Source organism: Anaeromicropila herbilytica (genome assembly GCF_016591975.1).
In the GTDB taxonomy this organism is placed as follows: domain Bacteria; phylum Bacillota; class Clostridia; order Lachnospirales; family Lachnospiraceae; genus Anaeromicropila; species Anaeromicropila herbilytica.
Genome location: NZ_AP024169.1, coordinates 1,603,378 through 1,626,329 on the forward strand (window position 1 = coordinate 1,603,378; position 22,952 = coordinate 1,626,329).

16 protein-coding genes are annotated in these 22,952 nt (G+C 33.9%); 14 read left to right on the forward strand and 2 right to left on the reverse strand.

The genetic code is table 11. The annotated features are described in order from the left end of the window. The first annotated feature begins 63 nt into the window (after nt 1–63). The 6 genes from bsdtb5_RS06910 to bsdtb5_RS06935 all read left to right on the forward strand — a co-directional run bounded on the left by bsdtb5_RS06910 (nt 64) and on the right by bsdtb5_RS06935 (nt 6,057). Entirely contained in the window at nt 64–669 is a 606-nt protein-coding gene (locus tag bsdtb5_RS06910; RefSeq protein ID WP_271715301.1) for a cytidylate kinase-like family protein, read from the forward strand. Nucleotides 670–769: 100 nt separating this feature from the next. Continuing rightward, on the forward strand, nt 770–1,498 hold the full coding sequence (locus bsdtb5_RS06915) for an amino acid ABC transporter ATP-binding protein (RefSeq protein WP_330611961.1): 729 nt from the start codon (nt 770–772) through the stop codon (nt 1,496–1,498). A 15-nt stretch (nt 1,499–1,513) separates the two neighbouring features. Beyond that, entirely contained in the window at nt 1,514–2,209 is a 696-nt protein-coding gene (locus tag bsdtb5_RS06920; RefSeq protein ID WP_271715302.1) for an amino acid ABC transporter permease, read from the forward strand. Nucleotides 2,210–2,315: 106 nt separating this feature from the next. Continuing rightward, nucleotides 2,316–3,227: a substrate-binding periplasmic protein gene (locus bsdtb5_RS06925; protein WP_271715303.1), complete on the forward strand. Its 912-nt coding sequence runs from the start codon at nt 2,316–2,318 to the stop codon at nt 3,225–3,227. Nucleotides 3,228–3,244: 17 nt separating this feature from the next. Then, entirely contained in the window at nt 3,245–4,600 is a 1,356-nt protein-coding gene (locus tag bsdtb5_RS06930; protein ID WP_271715304.1) for an aspartate aminotransferase family protein, read from the forward strand. Nucleotides 4,601–4,941: 341 nt separating this feature from the next. Further along, nucleotides 4,942–6,057 (forward strand): 4-hydroxybutyrate dehydrogenase, encoded by a 1,116-nt coding sequence (locus tag bsdtb5_RS06935; protein ID WP_271715305.1) that lies wholly within the window; start codon nt 4,942–4,944, stop codon nt 6,055–6,057. Nucleotides 6,058–6,456: 399 nt separating this feature from the next. On the opposite strand, the gene bsdtb5_RS06940 is transcribed toward bsdtb5_RS06935, so the two are convergent. Continuing rightward, a complete protein-coding gene (locus bsdtb5_RS06940; protein WP_271715306.1) occupies nt 6,457–6,999 on the reverse strand; it encodes a phenolic acid decarboxylase in 543 nt (180 codons plus the stop codon). Nucleotides 7,000–7,127: 128 nt separating this feature from the next. Between bsdtb5_RS06940 and bsdtb5_RS06945 the strand changes: the two genes are divergently transcribed. From bsdtb5_RS06945 to bsdtb5_RS06975, 7 genes are all read left to right on the forward strand, one after another. Further along, on the forward strand, nt 7,128–7,676 hold the full coding sequence (locus bsdtb5_RS06945; RefSeq protein WP_271715307.1) for a PadR family transcriptional regulator: 549 nt from the start codon (nt 7,128–7,130) through the stop codon (nt 7,674–7,676). Between the two features lie 376 nt (nt 7,677–8,052). Further along, complete coding sequence (locus bsdtb5_RS06950) at nt 8,053–13,146, forward strand: Ig-like domain-containing protein (protein WP_271715308.1); 5,094 nt, start codon at nt 8,053–8,055, stop codon at nt 13,144–13,146. Between the two features lie 446 nt (nt 13,147–13,592). Further along, nucleotides 13,593–14,972, forward strand: a complete 1,380-nt coding sequence (locus bsdtb5_RS06955; protein ID WP_271715309.1) for an ABC transporter substrate-binding protein — start codon at nt 13,593–13,595, stop codon at nt 14,970–14,972. Nucleotides 14,973–15,067: 95 nt separating this feature from the next. After that, nucleotides 15,068–16,006, forward strand: coding sequence for a carbohydrate ABC transporter permease (locus bsdtb5_RS06960; RefSeq protein WP_271715310.1), 939 nt, complete (start codon nt 15,068–15,070; stop codon nt 16,004–16,006). Then, on the forward strand, nt 15,990–16,853 hold the full coding sequence (locus bsdtb5_RS06965; protein WP_271715311.1) for a carbohydrate ABC transporter permease: 864 nt from the start codon (nt 15,990–15,992) through the stop codon (nt 16,851–16,853). The genes bsdtb5_RS06960 and bsdtb5_RS06965 overlap by 17 nt, the downstream gene beginning before the upstream one ends. A gap of 77 nt (nt 16,854–16,930) precedes the next feature. Beyond that, complete coding sequence (locus tag bsdtb5_RS06970; RefSeq protein WP_271715312.1) at nt 16,931–18,970, forward strand: glycoside hydrolase family 127 protein; 2,040 nt, start codon at nt 16,931–16,933, stop codon at nt 18,968–18,970. A 160-nt stretch (nt 18,971–19,130) separates the two neighbouring features. Beyond that, entirely contained in the window at nt 19,131–20,213 is a 1,083-nt protein-coding gene (locus bsdtb5_RS06975; protein ID WP_271715313.1) for a LacI family DNA-binding transcriptional regulator, read from the forward strand. A gap of 142 nt (nt 20,214–20,355) precedes the next feature. On the opposite strand, the gene bsdtb5_RS06980 is transcribed toward bsdtb5_RS06975, so the two are convergent. Then, the gene (locus bsdtb5_RS06980) at nt 20,356–21,210 is read right to left on the reverse strand and encodes a DUF4886 domain-containing protein (RefSeq protein ID WP_271715314.1); all 855 of its coding nucleotides are present in this window, start codon (nt 21,208–21,210) and stop codon (nt 20,356–20,358) included. A gap of 406 nt (nt 21,211–21,616) precedes the next feature. Here bsdtb5_RS06980 and bsdtb5_RS06985 point away from each other — a divergent pair, with 406 nt between their 5' ends. After that, on the forward strand, nt 21,617–22,759 hold the full coding sequence (locus bsdtb5_RS06985) for a substrate-binding domain-containing protein (RefSeq protein ID WP_271715315.1): 1,143 nt from the start codon (nt 21,617–21,619) through the stop codon (nt 22,757–22,759). The last annotated feature ends 193 nt before the right edge of the window (nt 22,760–22,952 follow it).

A 22,952-nucleotide genomic window follows, 5' to 3' on the forward strand; every position in this document is an offset into this window, starting at 1 on the left:
AAAATGCATGTAATATGATTATAATCTTGGTATAGTTAATGAAATATGAAGGAGGACATTGGTATGAGTGATAAATTCGTTGTAACAATTGCACGTCAGTTTGGAAGCTTAGGAAGACCGATTGCAAAGCAAGTTAGTGAAATGCTAGGAATTGAATATTATGATAGAGATATCGTAGATATGGCGGCGAAAAAACTTGAACTGCCTGTCTCAACAATAAGTGACTATGAAGAAAGTGCAAAATCAGCCTTCTTTAATATGAGCTACCCACTAGGAATGGGAACCAACTCAATTCAAGATACTATTTTTGCAACACAAAAGAAAATAATCATTGATCTAGCGGAAAAAGAATCTTGTATCATTGTAGGAAGATGTGCAGATTATATTCTAAGTGATCACAAGAACATCATTAAAGTATTTATTTATGCTCCTTATGCTGCGAGACTTCGTAATTGTGTGGAAAGGTTGAATATGCAACCGGAAGAAGCAAGAAGAATGATTGCAGAAGTAGATAAAGCAAGGGAAGCTTATCATAGACAATATTGTAGCTACTCGATGTCGGATAAAGACTATAAACATATCATGGTGGATTCAAGTTTACTTGGAGTGGATGGTACTTGTGAAGTGTTAGTGGACATTATTAAGAAGAAATTTTACTTAAATAAATAGAATAAATAGACATTATGGATAAAAAATGTTAAGAGCAACGGAGCCTTTCAGCTTAGAAGGGCTCCGTTTTAATTTTCATAAAAGGAAAGAGGGTGTTGTTATGGCTTTGCTTGAAATTAAAAACCTATCCAAATCATTTGGAGATCTAGAAGTTCTTCGCGATGTTAATATATCAATTAACAAAGGAGAAGTAGTCGTAATCATCGGACCATCTGGTTCAGGAAAAAGTACCATGCTTCGTTGTTTGAACCTATTAGAGCAACCAACAGGTGGAGAAATAACATATCAGGATGAAGATATTATGAAGCTTGGTAAGAAAGTAACAGAATATAGAAAACATGTTGGAATGGTATTTCAACGATTTAATTTATTTACCTTGAAGACAGTTTTAGAAAATGTAATGTATGCACCGATGAAACTAAACAAAGTTCATAAAAATGAAGCGATGAATCAAGCAATGGAATTACTAAAAAAAGTTGGATTGGAAAACAAAAAAGATGTATTTCCCTCTTCTTTATCCGGTGGTCAGCAACAGCGTGTTGCCATTGCACGTGCTTTAGCAATGAGTCCAGATATCCTATTATTTGATGAGCCAACTTCTGCACTTGATCCAGAATTAGTAGGAGATGTATTAGAAGTAATGAAGCAATTGGCAAAGGAAGGCATGACCATGGTAGTCGTTACGCATGAAATGGGATTTGCAAAAGAAGTAGCAGACCGTGTTATCTTCATGGATGGCGGTTATGTTGTGGAAGAGGATACACCAAATAATATTTTTACTAGCCCGAGAAACGAAAGAACGCGAGCATTCTTGTCTCGTATACTTTGATAGGAGGTGGCCTGAATGGAGTTTAATTTTACAGAGACATTTAAGACTTTAGGTCCTAGTTTACTAGACGGAGTTGGAGTTGTGTTATATGTTACATTGATTGGATTTATCCTGTCTTTAGTCTTAGCATTATTGTTAGCAATTGGTAGGCTATCTAAGAGCAAATTATTAAAAGGAATATTAGGTATATTTATCGAATTCATTAGAGGTACACCTCTATTAGTACAATTTTTTTACATTTATTATGTAGTACCAATGCTTATTAATGGAGTAGGTCAAATGTTTGGATTAACTATGAATGTTCAATTAGAAGCAACTACATGTGGTATTGTGGGATTTGCGATTAATTATGGTTGTTATATGTCAGAAGTAATACGTTCTGCTATTTTATCCGTTGACTCTGGTCAAAATGAGGCGGGATTAGCTCTTGGATTTAATGAAAGACAAGTAATGTTTCGATTTATTATTCCACCAGCATTACGTAACTCAGTACCTGTATTTGGAAATTACTTGGTTATGATGATTAAGGATACTTCACTATTGGCTATGATCTCAGTTCAAGAATTACTTTTACGTACTAAGACATTTGCGTCACAGACATTTCTTACGGTAGAAGCTTATACCATTTTAGCACTTGTTTATCTGGTATTAAGTATCCCGTTATCTCAATTATCTAAGATTGTAGAAAGAAAATTAAAACAAGTAAAGTAGTTTGATGTTTAAAGTTACTAATGAACAAATAGAGTTAGAGTGCAACTATGAGAGACATTATCAACTCTAATTCTAAAATATAAATTAAAGAAAGAAGGAGTTTATTATGAGAAATATGAAATCAATGAAAAAATGGATGTCTTTATGTTTGGTGATGATATTAGCGCTTACTTTTATGACAGGATGTCAGAGTTCTAAGAAGAATGATTCTTCCTCAAATAGCAATTCTGCTAAGACAAGCACCGATTCTGGAGAATCCGCATTATTACAGAAGATTAAGAAACAAGGATATATTGAAATAGGATCTTCTAACGATGCTCCATTTTGCTATCAAGATGTTGATACCAGTGAGTTAAAAGGAATTGATATTGAGATATTGCGTGAAGTATGTAAAAGACTTGGAATTCCTGATATTAAGTTAAAAGTAATTGATTTTTCAAATCTTTTAGTAGAACTAAATAATAGTAGTATTGATATGGTAGTAGATGGAATGTATGTAAAAGATGAAAGACTGAAAGTAGCTGCTTTTACTGATAAATGGTATCAAGAGGGTGAAGCAGTTGTTATACCAGAAGATTCTGATATCAAGAGTAAAGATGACCTAAAAGATAAATCAGTTGGTGCTCAACCAGGGACAACATTTTATGATACAGCACAAAAATGGCTTGATGATGGAAAAATTGGTAAACTAGTAGCTTATGATAATCAAGCGACTCTTATGACTGCTGTAAATATGGGGAAAGTTGATGCTGTAGTAACCGATGGTATTGTTGCAGGATATACTTTGGCATCTGACAGTTCACTTAAGTTACAACTTTTAGCACCATACGAAGCAGAAGCAAGTGGACAGATTGGTGCGGCTGTTCGTTTTACAGATGAAGATTTCTTAAAAGAGTTTAATACAGCATTAAATGCTATGAAAAAAGACGGAACATTATTAAAAATTCTAAAGAATTATGGATTAACCGAAGATTATTTCGTAGATGCAGAGAGTGGAGTTACAAAAAATACTAAATAAGATGGGGGATATGAATTATGTTAAAGAATGCGTTGCCTAGAATAAATACACCTTTACCAGGTCCAAAGGCAAAGGAAATCATTGATAGAAGAAAAGAAGCTATGCCTGATGCAATTAAATGTGGCTATCCATGCGTTATTAGTCGTGGAGAAGGTGCAATGTTAGAGGACGTAGACGGTAATATCTTTCTCGATTGGATTGGTGGTGTTGGAGTGCTCAATATTGGGTACTCACACCCTGAATTAATTGCAGCAGTCAAAGAACAGTCAGAGAAATATTTTCATGCAATGATGAATATTGTTACTCATGAAGGATATATCAAATTAGCTGAAAAGATGAATGAGATTGTTCCAGTAAAAGGGACTAAGAAAAAGACAATGTTCGCAAATTCAGGTGCCGAGGCTGATGAAAATGCGGTAAAGATAGCAAAATCGTATACAAAAAGACCTAATATTATTGTATTCTCAGGAGCTTTTCATGGTAGAACTTTGTTAACAGCAAGTATGACTTCAAAAAAAGCATATGCAAACGGAATTGGTCCATTTCCAGATGGTGTATACCGCGCAGAATTTCCTTATCTATACCGTTCTCCGAAAGGGTATACCGAAGAGGAAGCAATTGAGTACTATATTGATAAGTTACATAAAGTATTTGAAGAAGCTTCGCCAGTAGAATATGTCGCTGCAATTGTAGTTGAACCAGTACAAGGAGAAGGCGGTTTCGTTCCAGCACCAATTGAATGGGTAAAAGCAGTTCGAACAATCTGTGATGAGAATGGTATTTTATTAATTGCAGATGAGGTACAGACTGGATTCGGACGCTCAGGAAGAATGTTTGTCTCAAATTATTGGGAGGAGGCAGGTTGTGCTCCTGATATCATAACCACTGCTAAGTCAATCGCTGGAGGAGTTCCGTTAAGCGCAGTAACGGCTAGAGAAGAAATCTTTGATGGGGTTAAGGCTGGTATTATTGGTGGAACCTATGGTGGCAATCCTCTTGCTTGTGCGTCTGCGTTAAAAGTCATTGAAGTAATGGAACGTGAAAATCTATGTGAACGTTCGCTTGAAATTGCAAAAATATGCAAAGAGAGATTTAATGCATGGAAAGATCAGTATCAAGAGGTTGGAGATGTTCGTGGAATTGGTTGTATGATGGGAGTTGAATTTGTAACTGATAAAGTGAGCAAAACACCGAATGCTAAATTAGTATCAGATGTGGTACAAGAAGCTGCTAGGCATGGTCTTCTTGTAGAAAGTGCAGGAGTATATTCTAATGTTATTCGATTTTTATGTCCTCTTGTTGTAACGGATGAACAACTGGAATGTGGATTGCAAATATTAGAAGAGGCCATTAGGACTTGTAGATTAAAATAATGGTGATGTTGGGGACAAATAGCTTTAATTTAGTGTACTGAGTGTATATCGCTGTATAATTATGAATCTTGGCTACCTTTCCCTCAGGAACCATATTTTTTACAAACCTCAGAACTAGCGAAAATACTCACTCACGTTCCTATTTTCACTATGAGTCTTGACAAAATATAAACGATACCTTAGGCCGGACTACGCCAAAATTAATAATTATACATCAATATACACATTGTAAGTTATATAAGGCTATTTGCCCCCAACATCCTAATCAATAATAAGCAAATAAAAAAATAAAATAAGCCTTTGTATGAAAAACAAAGGCTTATTTTAAGATTGGAGTATATATGATACAGTTTCGTTTAAAGACAACAATACAGATATATCATAAGTGTAAAGATTTTTGTAAGGAAACTCAGATTGGAAGCGGTGATTTAATCATCACTAGTGGACATATTTATGAGAATTACCTAAATGGCCTAATTGGAGAAGCTACGTTAGTTAACCTACGTGAATACGGTAGTGGTGAACCAAATGACAAAATGGTTGAATCAATTTTAGCAGATATCAAAGATAACTCCTACAGGCGTGTTATTGCTATTGGAGGAGGTTCTATTCTTGATGTTGCAAAATTATTTGTACTAAAGCATATCTCTCCAGTACAGGATTTATTTGAACGTAAGTTACCAATTATCAAAGAAAAGGAATTGATAATGGTTCCTACAACATGCGGGACAGGTAGCGAAGTTACAAATATCTCTATTTTAGAGTTATTAGAGAAGAAGACTAAAATGGGATTAGCAACAGATGAGTTATTTGCAGACTATGCGGTTCTTATTCCAGAACTTTTGGAAACACTTCCTTTCCAAAGTTTTGGAACAAGTTCCATTGATGCATTTATTCATGCGATTGAATCCTATTTATCTCCAAAAGCTAATGAATTTACAAAGATGTATTCCAAGAAAGCCATAGAACTAATCTTACAAGGTTATCAAATCATAGTTCAGCAGGGCGAAGAGGCAAGAGTATCTATTATGGAGAAATTTCTTCTAGCTAGCACCTATGCAGGAATTGCCTTTGGTAATGCTGGATGTGCTGCTGTTCATGCACTTAGTTATCCTTTAGGAGCAAAGTTTCATATTCCACATGGAGAATCCAACTATGTTGTTTTTCTTGGAGTATTTGAGCGGTATATGAGGATTGATCCGAATGGGGAAATCAAAGAATTGAATGAATTTCTATCTGATGTTTTAGGAGTAAGTAACGAGAAAGTATATAAGAAAATGGAAGAGCTATTTCATTCTATTATACCAAAAAAGTCTCTGAGTAGTTATGGTGTAACGTCAGAACAACTGGAAGAGTTTACAGATTCAGTTATGATAAATCAAGGACGGTTGTTAGCAAATAATTATGTAGAATTATCAAAGAAAGATATATTTGAGATATATCAATCCGTATTCTAAAGCGATGTATATGAGAATGCGAAGATAACTGAAAGTGAGTACAATTATGAGGTGGATGGTGGTAATCATATTAGGTTGTAAAAGTTCAAATAAGAAAAACTCTTCATTACGAAAACTGATGTTACTGAAAAAATCCCTTTCAAAAAGTATAATGAATATTACTGTATAAATATGCGTGCTGTATTTTGGCTTTAAGAAGTATTAGAAAATCTTAATGAAGAAGGTAATCCTTCAATAATCAGAAGGAGTGCTGTCTGAGCGTTTTTCAGCGAGTTCGCTCCATCTGATTATGTTTGAAGGATGCCTTCTTCATTTAGATTCTCTTATACTTCTTTATCCAAAAAGCAGCACGCATATTTATACAGTGATATTCAAGTAAAAACTACAATAAGGGACTTTTTACTTCTTAATCTTTTTGTAATCCTTATCAAAATATTTACCATCACGTATATCATCTGTCATTCCTTGATAAGGGGCTTCACTAATAACCTCATTGTTATTTTGACCTGCATTACCTATATAAGTAATCGTTGCAAATTCTGGGACAACATATTTAGGATAAGTTTCATATTGAAGTCTAGATTTCTCCATTAAATCAATATGTTCATTTTGGTAACATACTGTAATTTCAGGATGTTCATGAACCCATTTAGGGAAAAAGATTACGCCATGTAATTTAGATTCATTTGGCATAAAATCTAAAGCTACATCTGTACCGGTTGGCTCAGTCCAAGTTATTTTAAAAACACCATCTGTTAATTTAACAATGTTTGCTTCTTGATCTGTTACCCAACGTCCAGCAACCATACCACCATGAATTCGGTAATCAACGGTATGATCATTTTTAGCGTACCATTCATATTCCCAACCATTATCGTAAGTATAGATAAAGTGAGTTCCTAGAAAATCTTCTAACTCTTTAAAAATTTTATTGTTTGTCATATGTATTCCTCCAATTTTTATAAATAAATGTGTGTAATATGTACTTTAAAACATGTCTATATTTACATGTTTTAAAGTATGGATATTATGGTATACTTATTTTAATGAAATGTCAAGGAGAAAAAATTATGTCAAAAAAAAATATATTACGTTATATCATTCTTGGATTGTTGGATAAAAAAGAATTAACTGGATACGATATCACGAAGATATTTGAACAAGAGATCGGTGAATTCTGGAAAGCAAAACATAGTCAGATTTATCCAGAACTAAAAAAATTAGAAGAAGACCAATTCATTAGCTATAAAATGGAGACTGTTGGTAGCAAGCTTGAAAAAAAGTGCTATACGATAAGAGAAGAAGGAAAGAGAGAATTAGAGGAGTGGATCTCAGAACCGACACGTGAGTTATTAGCGAATAAGGACGAGTTTATTCTTAAGTTGTATTTTATTAGAGAGGAAAAGGATGAGAGAATAAATAAAATGTTTGAAGAACAAATCTTAATGCATGAAGAAAAGTTAGAACATTTAAGATTAAGAAAGCAAATTGTGTTTAAAACCAATCAAGAGAAAGAATTAAATTATGGACATTACTTAATATTAGATCATGCAATCAATCGCGAAGAAGGCTATCTATTGTGGCTGAAGGAGCAACAAAATAATTTGCAAAAAAGCTAATTGGAATTTAATGTTGTAATAACAAGATACAGAAAGAAAAATGTCTATATTGAGCAAATACTTAGGATTGACAATAAATGGAAAGATGATAGAATGAGATTAGAAAGAGATAAAAAAATAGATTTTCTCTTAAATTTTTAAATCTCATTTAAAACGTTTAATAATCGTTAATTGTAAAATAGATTAGTAAGAACTTATTCATTCCTAATATACAAAAGAATAGTAACAGCTATATTCTCTTAGTTAAGTGATAATGTGATATTTCCTACGTACTAATACGTAGATGAGATATAGATACTTAAATGGTAAAACGTTTAAGTAGAAACTTATCAATGTTGGACAAGAATCGTCCAACCAATCTATGAGGAGGGTTCATATGAACAAGAAGAAATTTGGCAAAAAGCTGACTTCTTTATTTCTCGTTGGATGCATAACTTTGACTAATTTGAATATCACTAACGTACAAGCTAATTATACTACTTCATTCGTGCATAAAGGAAAGGGAACGGATTACGGAAAACCAACATGGAATTCGAACAATACATTTGCGGCAGAGGGGCTTGATTATAGTGACAAGATGGTTAGTAATATGCTTAAATCTATTGATATAAAGGATAAAAGCTCTTTACTAACTGATAGTAACAATCTTCCTTGGATGGACAAACTGCTTGGAAATAAAGGGGTAATACCAGATGACAATTCAGACGATAGTTCTGCAAATACCTTATTTAGTAGAGGAAGTGCCTTATATTTAAAATCGCAAGATCCTTCGCAATTAGGTTTTGTTGGTGAAGTATGCTACGCGGACACCCTTGGCAAATCAAGTATGTTCTCAGTAGATCTATCAGGGCAGAACTTAACGGAATCAAAGGAACTTCGTAATAACTATCCCAGTCATGAAAATCAAACATGGACCTCAACTAACTTAAAAGTAAATCAACGTAAATTTATTACAGCAAATAATACAGCGGTGGCATTACTTGATATTAACAATACAACTAATAAATCGATTACCTTTGATATTGCTGTATCATCGCCATTTATTACAAAAAGCAATGGAAGTGAGCTAGTTGGAGAAAAGGTAGCTTGCCCACTTATGGTTGGAACTGGAGTTCTAAATGCTTACGTTGAAGCAATGAGTTACGTAGATGTGCATCTAACTGGCAATGAAATGATTCCAATCGGTAATAGTTTAAAGAGAACGATTACACTTGCAGCAGGACAATCAATCAATGAAAAAATAGTTATGGGATGGATTGCGAATGAGATACCTGATTCACAGACTGACTATGATAAATACACTGGATTTAATGATAATGAAACTGCATTTAAGCAACAAGTAATAGATTATAATGCATGGTGGTCTGAGAATATCCCATACATAGACATACCAGATAACAACATAAAAAAGGTATTATATTATCGTTGGTGGTGTAATCGCTTTAACTTATTAGATGCCAATATACCAGGAAATGACTGGCAGTTTCCAATGAATATGGAGGGAGTTCTAGGTTATAACAATGGAATTACTGTAAGTGTAGCTTGGGCAATGCAAGACCTTAAGTGGCTTCGTGATCCATCTTATGTATATGGTACTTGGCTTTCTCAAGGAGAGTATTCAAAAGGAACTAATTATAAGAATAATCCTGGTAGGCCTAATACTTGGACATGGGATATGATGCAGAATATATCACAGGTTGGATATGACGCATATAAGATTCATGGTGGTGGATCTAAGTTATTAAGCAAGTTTGCAAATATGTCTAAAGACGATGTATATGGAACTCTTTCTACTTTTTCAGTAAATAATACAAAGTACGATAATGACAATCTTGTATTTTATAATCATGGACCAATGACAGGAAATGATGGAGATACTGTATCGATGCATTATAACAATGGGGGAAGCTTTGCCAGAATCGATGGATCTTCAACCAACTATGCGAATGCATATGCTACAGCGAAGATGTATGAAGCACTGGGAGATACGAACAATGCAAATCAATTATATAGTAAAGCTTCTGATATAAGAGCAGCATTTCTTAAAGATCTATGGTTTGATGGAAATGATTTTGATAAGGATGGAAAGGCAGATACACTTGGAAGCGGTAGCTTTCTACATAGACAAGCTTCTACAGGAGAACTAGTTCCTTGGAGAGATAACAATTTATTTGCGTTTAGCTTTGGAGTAGTTCCTAAAGCAGGAGAAAATGGATATAATGCAAAATATCTAACTCAATTAAAAGATTATGGAGATCCAAATTACTATCCAATCTTTCCTTTCTTTACTGCGGATCAGACAAGCATTGAGAAGAGAATTAAAGCTTGGATAAATGGAACAGCTAGTGCATATGGAACCAATCAGTTTGCATTCTGCAATTTTGGTAATTACATCAATGTAATTCGTGCATCCATGCGTTATTATCCAGTATCTAATATTGATGTTAATACCTATCAAACTTTATTGGATTGGGGAGCGTGGTTACATACTGTAGAACCAGGCAACACAGATTATTTAGATTCGAATGAGTTCTTCTGGTTAACCAACTATTTCTTTGGAACCAATTGGACTAAGACGAATCCACCTCGTTCCACTGGTAATATGGTTCGTTCTTGGATTCACCATGATACTTTAGGAATGATGGATTATACTACAATTGAGGACATGGCAGGTCTTCAAGCAAGAGAAGATGATAAGATTGAATTATGGCCTCTTGGAGTTAACTATAATTATTTCACAGTTGATAATATCAAATATCACAATAAAGATCTCTCGATTGTATGGCAAGATCCAAAGAAAGAAGCACATTACAGTGGAATTCCAAAAGGATTCAGTTTATACATAAATGGAGAACGTATGATGACAGTGGACCAAATGTCACATCTCATTTTTGATCCACAAACAGGTAAAGTAAGCTTCCCTAAAGATGTAACAGGTGCAGCAGGCAATAATAGCAATACAAAAGTACTCTATGAAAAAGGAACCAGTACTTCATTTACAAGTGCGGTGAATACTTCTTTAGCTGATAATACTAAACTAGTAGATTGTATGAATGAGGCTGGAGTTGACATCGTTCATGATGGAACTAATCTAGTAACAAGGTCAATGACTAAGATTACAGCGACAGGAATTAATGCGAATTCAGGCATTATGAACTTAGCAAATGGAGATACTGCAGTTAGCGATAATGAAGATAGTAATATAAAGAATAACGTTACTTCATTTGCTGGAAGTAATAATAAAACAGATACTATTTTATTCGATTTTGGATCAAAAGAATTAATGGATAATGTCAAGATTTATTTTTATAACAACCGATTAAAGAATGGTTATGACGCTCCAAATGATTATCAGATCATGTATCAAACGGATAAGGGGGAGTGGAAGAATATTGTTGGACAGATTCGAACTCCTAGTATTGCAAAGAGTAATTACAACAATGTTGAATTTGTTCCAGTACAAACAAGATATTTAAAGGTTTTAATTACACATAAGCAAGATTACAGTACTGGAATTACCGAACTTCAAATCTATAATAATAACCTTGGAATAGTGCCACGAGATAACATCGCACCAGTGATTCAAGCAATTCCAACTAATATCAGCACGTCAGTAGATACCAAATTAACGATTAATCCTGTTGTTACAGATGATGGACTTCCAAAAGGGGAACTCAACTTTGGATGGAAAGTAATCAAAAAGCCTTCAGAAACAGCTGTGGTAAGTATTAGTAATGCTACAGAAAGGAATCCGGAGTTTATATTTGGTACGCCAGGAGAATATACTCTTGAGTTAACTGTAAATGATGGAGCTTTGTCAACTAAGGTTACGATTCCAATTAAAGTATATCTGAATACGTCCTATCTAACGGAAATGATAGCAAAGTATTCCGGGACAGAATATCTAAAACTGAACACATCGGATTATGAAAAAGAGTCTTGGAATAGGTTGGTTATAGCCATGAATGCAGCAAAAGATATGCTTTCCAAAGGAGGTTATACAGAAGCAGAAGTAAATGCTGCTACGAATAGTATGAAAGATGCTATTAGTAACTTAAGGTATGTTAATATCGCTTTACTTGCAACTCCATCAACTAATTACTGCTCAAGTTGGGAAAAACTAAGTTCTGTAAATGATGGCTATATTCCATTATCACCAGCAAAGGACGAGAGTAAAGGATGCTATGCGTATGGTAATTGGGGAGGTAGCGCCGATTCTTACCAAGTGGAATATACATGGGAGGATGAAGTTACAATTACGGGTGCAAGTACATACTTCTATAATGATCAGGGCGGTATTGGCTTGCCAAAAGCTTATGTATATCAATATTATGATGAACAAAAAGGAGCATTTGTTGATGTAAGCAATGCAAGTAAATATTCCTACACCAATGGAGCTTTTAATGATGTTAATTTTGATCAAGTAAAGACGAAAAGATTTCGAATTAATATGACGAAAGCATCTAGTTCTGTATGGAATGGAATCAAAGAATTTCGTGTTATTGGAACAGCTAAAAATAATGTTCAAAAAGGAAATATTGTTTCTTTAGAAAATACATCGGTTAATACCATTATTAATCAATATCCAACTATGCCTTCAACGGTTATGGCTACTTATGAAAATGGAACCACAAGTAGTATTCCAGTAACATGGGAGACAATCTCAGCGAATAAATTATCTACAGCTACCAATTTTAATGTCACTGGAACTGTGGAAGGAACGACAATAACAGCAATATGCCATGTATACGTGAAATATGATAAGTCTAAGTTAAAAAATCTTATTGAAACAGCGGATACTATGAAACAAACAGATTATCCAAATGTGAGCAAGGAAATGTGGAGTAGTTTTCTAGAAAGTCTTCAGACTGCAAAAGATTGCTTTAATAATGAGGCATCTACAGAAGGTGATATATCAAATGCTGTAAAAAGTCTAGAAGATGCTATGAATGTACTAGCTTCAACTTCATCAACTCGTTCAAATATAGCGATCAAAGCAATTGCGACTTCTTCTTATACTTCAAGTTGGAATACGGTTAATGCTGTTAATGATGGAAAGATATCATTAAATAACAAGTCAAATGTTACGCCAGATGGCAGTCAAACATCTGTTTATGGAAATTGGGGAAGCAATGATAATCAGTCAGTTACACTGACTTGGGAGAATGAGAAGACGTTATATACAAGCAGTATTCTTTTCTATGATGATAGAGAAGGAAACTCAGCATATCATGGTGAAACGATTGATCAATGGAGTGGTGTTGGTATTCCAATTACATATACTTATGAATACTTAGATAATGATGGAAAATGGGTAAAGATAAGTTCCATTGATGAAAATGGAGCTAAAGTTGATACAATGAATCAAACAATTTTTCAAACTCCTATTAAAACAAAAGCATTACGTATTACAATGGTAAGAAATAAGTTAGCGACTGGTATTATTGAATGGATAGTTGAGGGGGAGTGAGGATAGTAAATTTAGAACGAACGAGATAACAGCAGTGAAGATTCTAAAATAAAGGAATTAGGAAAAGAGAATGATACTTTTATAGTGCAACCAGGAAAGAGTAAACCGATATCAGTAGGTTTACTCTTTTGTATATTATGTATATATAAAACGTTTAATGTAGAAAAAGAATTATACAAAATTAATAATATATAAAAAACAAAGAATAGATGAGTAAATAAGAGATAACTAAAAAATACAGTCAAATATGCCTCATAAAGAATATTAACATAAATGTAAATATATGGTATACCTATATAAGGAATTAATCTTAAGAGCGACTTATTATATGGCTAGATAATTACACAGAAATAATTATCATACGGTTATAAAATAATAGTAGGAAGATTAATTCTATTTTTTTTATCTATTATATTAAACGTTTAACAAACAAGGAGCGGGTATTTATGAAAAAAGTGTTGGCCATTGTAATGATTCTAACAATGCTAGTAAGTCTAACAGGATGTGGAAAAGACAAAAGTGTAGAGACAAACAGTAACTCAAAAAACACGGAAAGTGGTAAAAAGACAGTTGAATTGAACTTTTTATATTGGGCAGATGGGGTACAAAAAACATTAGTAGAAAATGCTTGTAAAGAATACGAAAAGCAAACTGGAGTACATATCAAAGCAGAAGCACTACCTGCAGATGAAACGTTTGATAGCTATATACAGACAAGAATGGCATCTAACAATCTTCCAGATGTAAGTTATATGGGAGAAGGAGATATGATGAAATATAATGAGATGGGTATCTTAGCAGATATTGATGATTTACTATCAAGTGGAAAGATTCCAAAGAAACTAGATGCAGTAACGATTAAGAGTCCAGAAGGGAAAACATTAGGAGTAGGATTATCCAACCAATTAGTGCTACTTTATTATAACAAAGATATGTTTGATGCTGCTGGAATTGAATATCCACCAACCAAAGTGGAAGATGCTTGGACTTGGGATCAATTTGTAGAAGTAGCGAAGAAACTTACAGTAGATGTAAACGGTAAGAATGCAACAGAAGATGGTTTTGCGCCAGATAAGATTCAGACTTATGGAATTGGATTCAATTGTTTATGTGCATTTCATCAATTTTGGGCAATGAATGCAAATGGTGGTGGAGTTGTATCACCAGATGGCAAGAACTTTTTGTGGGATACAAATGAATCTATCGAAGGGTTACAAAATATGGTTGACTTAGTCTATAAATATCATGTAGCAAGTCCATCACTCTATACCTTTAATTCTGCTATAGGTTCTGTTGATGCAACGATTGGAAGTGGCGGATATGCAATGTATACAAATGGATCTTGGGATCTAGCAAATCTTTCTGCAATTGATGGAGTGAATGTTGGTGTTGGAGTACTTCCAAAAATGAAGAATGCAGTAACAATGAACTGTGGTGCTCCAATGGCAATCTACAATACTTCGAAGCACTTAAAAGAAGCAAAAGATTTTTATGCCTATATGGTGGATCCAGCTAAGAACTTAGATTTACTAAAAACAGGTGCTTGGTTACCAAATGAAGCTGGATATTATACAGATCAAGCATTAATTGATAGCTGGACTACTAATTTACCAAAGGATGCAAAAGAAACAATTATTAGTTACTCAACGACAGATGGTGCAATTGCACAATGGCCTGCATACTTTGTACCAGCTTACAATAAGATGAATACGGAATACACTAAATTTATTGATAAAGCACTAAGTGGAGAAATGAGTGTAAAAGAGGCATTTGATCTATGTATGCCTACGATTAAGACGCTGTTTGAAAGTGGAACAGTTGAATAATTACGAATAATCTCACATTATAAAATATAGAGTGTTCGAAAGAACGATTCTGTTCTTTCGAACCTCCTTTTGAAATAAGAAAGGGCATGATGATTATGAGGAGAAGAATAAGGAAATATCGGGAGGCACTAACTGGGTATCTATTTGCACTACCAGCAATTCTTGGTTTCTTAGTATTAACACTATATCCTATGTTAGCCAGTCTAAAATACAGCTTTCAGAAAATAGATGCAATGGGTACAAAGAAGTTTATTGGATTTGATAATTATAGATATATATTATTTGATAAAAGTTCAGAGTTTATAAAATCCTTACAAGTAACGTTATTTTATACTATTATAAATGTTATTTTAGTAGTATTGTATTGCCTCATTATTGCTTTGTTATTAAATAGAAACTTTAGAGGGAGAAACCTTCTTCGTGCAATCTATTATCTACCTTGTGTAATACCTATGTTATCAACAACGATCCTTTGGAAGTTAATGATGCAGAATCAAGCTCAAGGAGGATTAATCAATCAGCTTTTATTGTATATGAATAAAACGCCAAAAGAATGGCTTACGGATAAATACTTAATCTTTGTAGTCTTATTTGCAATGAGCATATGGACTTGTGGTGGAACGATTGTTGTATTTTTAGCAACGCTTCAAGATGTGCCAAGAGAGTTGTTAGAAGCAGCAAGAGTTGATGGGGCAAATGCATGGTACCAATTTAAAGAGATTACATATCAGACAATCAAACCAGTATTATATTTTCAAGGTATCATGTGTATGGTTACCTCAATACAGATTTTTACGCAAAGTGTTGCCTTATCTGCGAATGGAGCACCGGATCGAATGACCTACTTTATTAATGTTATGATCTATCAACACAGCTTTAAAGATGTAGGGTTAAGGGGATTGGCTTCTGCTGAGGCATGGGCTGTATTTCTAGTTACGCTTATCTTGACCTTTATTGTATTTCGAATGAGTGGAATGTTTCGAAAGGAAGAAATAAAAAAAAGTAGGAGGGGTAGACATGAAGCCAACAACTAAGAAAAAAGTAGTGAATATTCTTGCTATTCTATTTGTTGCATTACTAGCAATCATTGTTGCTTTTCCTATCTTCTGGATGATCCGAAGTTCACTTGTAAGCAAGATGGAATTCTTTCGCAGACCTCCAGTAATATGGCCAAGCAAAATGTTATTCTCAAACTTTACAAAGGCAATGGAGCGAATTGATTTTTCTAGGCAGTTATTTAATTCAATATCGATTGTTGTACCTTATGTATTAGGTAGTGTAATAACTTGCAGCTTATCTGCTTATGCATTTGCAAGATTAAAGTTCCCATTTAAGAATGTTTGGTTTATATGCATTATTAGTACCATGATGTTACCAAGCGCTGTTACTCTAATACCACAGTACCTAATGTATACCTCTTTCGGTATGGTAGGAGTAGATTCCATGTTTGGTGGTAAATTACCACTGATCTTACCAGCGTTTCTTTGTGCTGGTGGTAATGCTTATTTTCTATTTTTATTAAGACAATTCTTTATCTCGATACCAAAAGATCTGGATGAAGCAGCTAAGATAGATGGCGCAGGGCATTTTCGTATCTATTCACAGATTATGCTTCCATTAATTAAACCAGCAGTGATTGTTGTTGCACTCTTTAGCTTTATTAATTGTTGGAATGAATTCTTCAATACACTCATCTATCTACAAGGGGAGAAATCGTATACTTTAACTTTAGGTCTATACATTGTCAATGGTATGAGGATTAGTAACTATGAACAGGTAATGGCACTTGCAATCATTGTTTCTGCGCCTTGCTTAGTTTTCTTTCTTATTGGAAATAAGTACTTTGTTGAAGGTATCACGTTTTCAGGACTGAAAGGTTAGTATCGTCTATGTTTTGAATGATTCAAAGGTGCTAGCAGGCATGTAGGCTAGTATAAAAAAGAAAGGCAAGGGTTTATATGAGAGAGAGCAAAATTCAAAGATTAGCATTGAATCAAGTACATATAAAGGATTCTTTTTGGAATAAACATATTCAGTTAGTAAAGGATACAATCCTACCATATCAATGGGATATCATAAATGATAGAGTGCCAGGTGTAGAAACAAGTCATAGTTTAATGAATATTCGTATCGCAGCAAAATTAAGTGAGGGAGAGTTTTACGGGCAGGTTTTTCAAGATACGGATGTAGCAAAATGGTTAGAAGCAGTGGCATATACCATTGCTGTATCAAAGGATGAGAAGCTAGAAAATGATGCAGATATGGTAATAGATATGATTGAACGTGCTCAAGAAAAAGATGGATATTTTAATACGTATTATATACTGAAAAAGGAAAAACGTTTTTCAAATCTTACAGAAGGGCATGAATTATATACAGCTGGACATTTAATCGAGGCTGGTGTAGCTTACTATGAAGCGACTAGAAAAGATAAATTACTTAATGTATGTAGGAAGCTTGCTGATCTAATTTGTAATACATTTGGAGAAGAAGAAGGAAAAATTCATGGATATCCAGGTCACCAAGAGATTGAATTAGCTTTAGTCAAATTATATGATGTTACAAAACAGAAAAAATATCTGGATATGGCGAAATATTTTATTGATAAAAGAGGAGTCGGTAAGAATTACTTTCTAGAAGAACAAAAAAAAGAGAATTATCATCATATTTTTGATGAATTTAAGAATTATGATCCAATCTATTCTCAATCGCATCTTCCAGTGAGAGAGCAAAAAACAGCAGAGGGTCATGCGGTTCGTGCAACCTATATGTATTGCGCAATGGCAGATTTGGCTTATGCGTATGAGGATGAGGAATTGCTACAGACCTCTATCACAATATGGAACAATATTGTAAATCAAAGGATGTTTATCACAGGTGGTATTGGTTCATCTGGATATCTTGAAAGATTTACAACAGATTATGATCTTCCGAACGACAGTAATTATGCAGAAACCTGTGCATCAATTGGACTTTCTTATTTTAGTTTTCGAATGAACCAGATAACGAAAGAGGCTAAATATATAGATATTCTTGAAAAAGAACTTTACAATACAATACTATCTGGAGTATCCCTTGATGGAAAAAGTTTCTTTTATGTAAATCCACTTGAAGTATGGCCAGCTTCTTTGATTCCACTAACTTCAAAGGCACACGTCAAAGCGAATAGACAACAATGGTTTGGAGTTGCTTGTTGCCCACCAAATATCGCTAGAACTTTAGCTTCGATTGGTCAGTATATCTACGGAATTGATCAGGATACTATTTATATAAACTTATTTATAGAGAATGAAACCATAGTTCAGATAGGTGAGAAGAACTATAAGATCAGTATAATAACCAAGTTCCCATTTGATAGTACAATATCAATAAGTGTACAAAAGTTAACGGAATATACTTGTGATACGGATATTCAGCCTAATGAAATAAAGGATATTAGAAATGTTTTATCAAAGAACGCTGAAATAAATGACACAGTCAAATTAAAAATAAGAATACCAGAATATACAAAGAACTTTGTAATTAAGAAAGGTGAAGAGAACATTAAGTATGACAATCATCTAGGTTATGCTACCATTGAGTTATCCCATGAGGAGCTATTATGTAATCAAGAAATTGTCATTCATATGGATATGAAAGCAAGATTTGTACACGCGAATCCACTTGTACGTAAGGATAGTGGCAAAGTATGTATCATGAAGGGGCCACTAGTCTATGCTTTAGAGGAAATAGATAACGGAAAAAACTTAAGTGCCATAATGATTTCGACAAAGCAGGAACTAGTAGAGAAATATGAAGAAGATTTATTGGGTGGCGTTACGGTAATTCATTTAAGTGGAAAGAAAATTAGTGAAATGAATTGGACAGATCATAAGTTATATGATTCTAGAGAGGTATTATTTGATGAGGTGAAATTAAAGGCAATCCCTTATGCTTATTGGAATAATAGAGGAGAAGGGGAAATGCTTGTGTGGATCAAAGAAATTTTTGAATCATAATAATTACACATCTTTGAGGTATCTATATGAGAGAATTAACTTTATCATATGTTTAAGGAAGTTGTAAGGAAGCAGATATTTCACAGTTATCTCAATCTTTTGTCCAAAAAAGCAAATATTTACAATTACTTAAACTTTACAAGGGAAGGAGGAATCTAATATGGCAGGAATTAAAGAGATAGCAAAAAAATGTAATGTCTCCATTGCTACGGTATCAAATATCTTAAATGGAAAGCCAGGAGCTAGTGATGAAACGAAAAAGTTAGTACTTGATACTGCTAAGTCACTTAATTATCGTCCAAATCGTATCGCTAAAAATCTTAAATTAAGAAATACGAAAGCAATTGGAGTAATTATTGAAGATTTAACGATATTCTGTGCACCTGAGATTCTTGATGGAATTAATGAATATTGTGAAGAGAACAGCTATCAGATGATAATTGGTAATCTTAGATTATATAAAAAGTATGAAAGTAACTACTACCTAACAGAAGTATATGCAAAACAAGTGCAAGAAGAATTCTGGGAAATGATCTCGATGCAAGTAGAAGGAATTATCTATGTGGGAGGGCATGAAAGAAAACTAAATTTTATTCCTGAGAATATACCAGTTCCTATTGTTGTCGTCTATGGATTTGGATATACAGAGAACAAACCAATTCCCTCAGTTGTAATTAATGATAGACAAGGAGCATATCTTGCCACACATTATCTTATCGAATCTGGAAGTAGACGAATCGGTGTAATTGGTGGAGAGTTTACTAGTTTTCATACACAATCAAGATTGATAGGATATCAGCAGGCTTTATATGAGCATGGAATTTACTTTGACACTAATATTGTGGAGAATGGAAATTGGGAGCGTACATCTGGCTATTTATGTGCCAAAAGATTAATAGCAAAAGGAATTACCGACATCTTTGTTATGAATGATATGATGGCAGCAGGCGTCTATGATTACGCAGTGGATAATGGCATTGTGATTGGAAAAGATCTTTCTTTGGTTGGATTCGATAATCGAGAACTTTGTACAGCATTTCGACCTGAATTAACAACAATTGAGTTACCACTTCATCGAATGGGATATGAAGGAGCTAAGATCATGATGACAAATTTAATTAAGGAGAAAAGAAGTTCGGAACAAGAGTTAGTTCTATCGGTAGATTGTGAACTTGTTATAAGAAAATCTGTAAAATGCGAAACAATACATAACGATTTAGAGAATAAGAAATTTGGAACATAAGTAAAAAACCCATCACTGTGACAATGAAGTGATGGGTTTTTTGCTTATGATTTAGTGGGATTCAGATAATTGAAGTTTTGTTACCATATTAAAAGAATCTATATTAGATTAACAAAACTATCAAGGGAGGAATTCTACACAGTTATTCTGCTATATATGCCGCACAAGTGTTATGTGCAATCTCTTGAAGAGCTTTTGCTTTTTCTATAGATAGTTTATAAGTGAACTCTAGACCAACGGGGCTTTTACCTAGCAAAGTTTCATACATGACGCAAGCGGTTAGATAGGTTCCAGCTATTGATGGGTGCTTATTATCGGCTGCCCACAAATTAATATTAGGATATGTCTGATAAGCATTCAACCAAGCGATGCCAACTGGACTTATCTGATCAGATAACTCATCTGCAATAGTTTCATATCCAATCTGAATCTGTTCTTGCATTCCTTCAAATGTCTTGGTAGCATCTACGGAGTTGTAGGTATCTCCATTTTTATAACCCCATGTCATGAAAAATATAGGAGTACTTTCGTTATCCTTTATCACTTTATCCAGTTTTCGCGCACCTTCATACATTTCCTCTCGCAAATTATCGTACGCAGGGAATTGACTCTGTTCCTGTAGAACTACATAATCCCATTTCTTACTAGTAATCTTACTTAATGTGATTTTTCCTTTTTCATCATCTGCATCTGAATGTTGCAATAGAGTATAGCCTCCATAGGTGGATGAACCTATAGTTATATTGTATCCACCGGACAGAGCAAGCTTCTTGAACATGTTAGGTAAGTCATTTTTATAGGTAAAGCTGTTGCCTACAAACAATACCTTTTTCTTTATCAATTTTTTGGACGCAGCCTGAGTCTTAATTGAATCAACACCATTACTTAGGGAATATCCTAACGTAAGGACTACGATTAAAATAAATGCCAATGTATTTAGCAAATGCTTTTGTACAGGGTAAGATGACTTTTTAGACGGTAATAAGAATTTTTTCATATTGCTCTCCTTATGATTTCTATTTAATGTACTAGTCTTTTTCGCTATAGCCTATATATCTGCGGCTTGCTCCCAGACCTAAATTCAATGTGTGAAATGCTTTTTATTTCACACTAGCTCCCATCAGTCGCCTTCAGCGACATATAAATCAGGGGTGTGAAAATCCTTACTTCACATTAATCCTAATAAAGTAATTATATGCAGTGATTATCGTTGATATAATGTGAAATACAGTAGAAAATGGAAACATATCAGAAACATTTCTTATACACATGATACTAAAAAATTGACATAGGATTTACAAATATATGGAACAAATTAACATATTATGTATTTTGATTTAACATTGTATAGCTATAATTACCTTATGCAAAAAGCATAATATAATATAGTAAGGAGAAAAGCCATGAAAAAATTTTTATCTTTAGTTTTAGTATGCGCAATAACGTTTTCAAATTTGGGTTGTAGCCCAAAGACGGTGTCAGCAGCAAAAGTAACTGGAACTGTTGTTTTATCAGGTTCAACTTCCGTTAATCCACTTGTTCAGGCTCTTTCAGAAGCATTCATGGAGAAGAATTCTGGTATCAAAATTGTTGAGCAAAATGTTACTGGTTCAGGTGCGGGAATTGCAGATGCAAAAGACTCAAAAGTTGACTTTGGTATGTCGAGTAGAAATTTAACAAGTGATGAGGCAACAAGTTTAGAAAAAGTTCAAATCTGTATGGATGGTCTTGCAGTTGTTGTAAACAAAAAGAATCCATTGACAAACATTACACCAGCGCAACTTTATAAGATTTATACAAAAGATGCCTCATCTTTAAAATGGAATCAAATCAGCGGTTCTTATACAAAGGGTACTAAAATTGCTCCTTTCGGACGTGAAGCTGGCTCAGGTACTAGAAGTTGCTTCGAGGATTTCTTTAAAGCAGATTATGGTACAGCACTTCCTAGTGGTTACGATGTAAAATTAGATGGATCACTTTCAAGTACTGGTGTAATGCAGACTTCAGTTCAGAATAACAAGGGAGCAATTGGTTATATGTCTCTTGGTGATATGGATGAAAGTAAAGTTAAGGCACTTAAAATTGATGGTGTTGAGGCATCTAAATATTCCGTAGCAGACGGTACATATGCAATAAAAAGACCTTTTTTACTTGTTCATAATAAATCAAAAGAGATTACTCCAGCAGCACAAGCCTTCTTAAGCTTTATCTCAAGTGCAGATGGTCAAAAAATTATTGACAAGATGGGATTTGTTAAGAATAACCTTGTTAGAGTTAAAGCAACTAGCCTCAAGTTAAGAAGTTTATCCATCAAGATAACTCCAGGGTTTACATATTATTTAAATCCAACTGTAAGTCCAGTAGATACGACTAATACAACATGTACATTTACTTCATCAGATTCTACAGTAGCAAAAGTTTCATCAGCTGGGATAATTACAGGTGTAAAAGCGGGAAAAGCAACCATTACGGTTAAGACAACCGATGGTTCCAATCTAACAAAAACTTGTAAAGTAGTTGTTTCGGCTAAGAAAAGTGGAAAGTAAAAGTATTGTAATGAGAAAAAGAGTAGTGACAGGTTATATGAGAGTTGTGGGGAAAGCATAAAAATTGAGAATTATAGAGGGTTTAGAATAATGGTACTGCTTATTGGCAGTGCCATTCTCTAACTTTAAGGAGACAAGAGTGAAAGAAATTAAATTAAGAAAGGATGCCACATATGGATACTTTCACTCTTTT

What these genes read in the sequence shown, in the direction of transcription:
- bsdtb5_RS06910 (WP_271715301.1), top strand. Translation starts at nt 64, where the DNA reads ATGAGTGATAAATTCGTTGTAACAATTGCACGTCAGTTTGGAAGCTTA.
- bsdtb5_RS06915 (WP_330611961.1), top strand. Translation starts at nt 770, where the DNA reads ATGGCTTTGCTTGAAATTAAAAACCTATCCAAATCATTTGGAGATCTA.
- bsdtb5_RS06920 (WP_271715302.1), top strand. Translation starts at nt 1,514, where the DNA reads ATGGAGTTTAATTTTACAGAGACATTTAAGACTTTAGGTCCTAGTTTA.
- bsdtb5_RS06925 (WP_271715303.1), top strand. Translation starts at nt 2,316, where the DNA reads ATGAGAAATATGAAATCAATGAAAAAATGGATGTCTTTATGTTTGGTG.
- bsdtb5_RS06930 (WP_271715304.1), top strand. Translation starts at nt 3,245, where the DNA reads ATGTTAAAGAATGCGTTGCCTAGAATAAATACACCTTTACCAGGTCCA.
- bsdtb5_RS06935 (WP_271715305.1), top strand. Translation starts at nt 4,942, where the DNA reads ATGATACAGTTTCGTTTAAAGACAACAATACAGATATATCATAAGTGT.
- bsdtb5_RS06940 (WP_271715306.1), bottom strand. Translation starts at nt 6,999, where the DNA reads ATGACAAACAATAAAATTTTTAAAGAGTTAGAAGATTTTCTAGGAACT.
- bsdtb5_RS06945 (WP_271715307.1), top strand. Translation starts at nt 7,128, where the DNA reads ATGTCAAAAAAAAATATATTACGTTATATCATTCTTGGATTGTTGGAT.
- bsdtb5_RS06950 (WP_271715308.1), top strand. Translation starts at nt 8,053, where the DNA reads ATGAACAAGAAGAAATTTGGCAAAAAGCTGACTTCTTTATTTCTCGTT.
- bsdtb5_RS06955 (WP_271715309.1), top strand. Translation starts at nt 13,593, where the DNA reads ATGAAAAAAGTGTTGGCCATTGTAATGATTCTAACAATGCTAGTAAGT.
- bsdtb5_RS06960 (WP_271715310.1), top strand. Translation starts at nt 15,068, where the DNA reads ATGAGGAGAAGAATAAGGAAATATCGGGAGGCACTAACTGGGTATCTA.
- bsdtb5_RS06965 (WP_271715311.1), top strand. Translation starts at nt 15,990, where the DNA reads ATGAAGCCAACAACTAAGAAAAAAGTAGTGAATATTCTTGCTATTCTA.
- bsdtb5_RS06970 (WP_271715312.1), top strand. Translation starts at nt 16,931, where the DNA reads ATGAGAGAGAGCAAAATTCAAAGATTAGCATTGAATCAAGTACATATA.
- bsdtb5_RS06975 (WP_271715313.1), top strand. Translation starts at nt 19,131, where the DNA reads ATGGCAGGAATTAAAGAGATAGCAAAAAAATGTAATGTCTCCATTGCT.
- bsdtb5_RS06980 (WP_271715314.1), bottom strand. Translation starts at nt 21,210, where the DNA reads ATGAAAAAATTCTTATTACCGTCTAAAAAGTCATCTTACCCTGTACAA.
- bsdtb5_RS06985 (WP_271715315.1), top strand. Translation starts at nt 21,617, where the DNA reads ATGAAAAAATTTTTATCTTTAGTTTTAGTATGCGCAATAACGTTTTCA.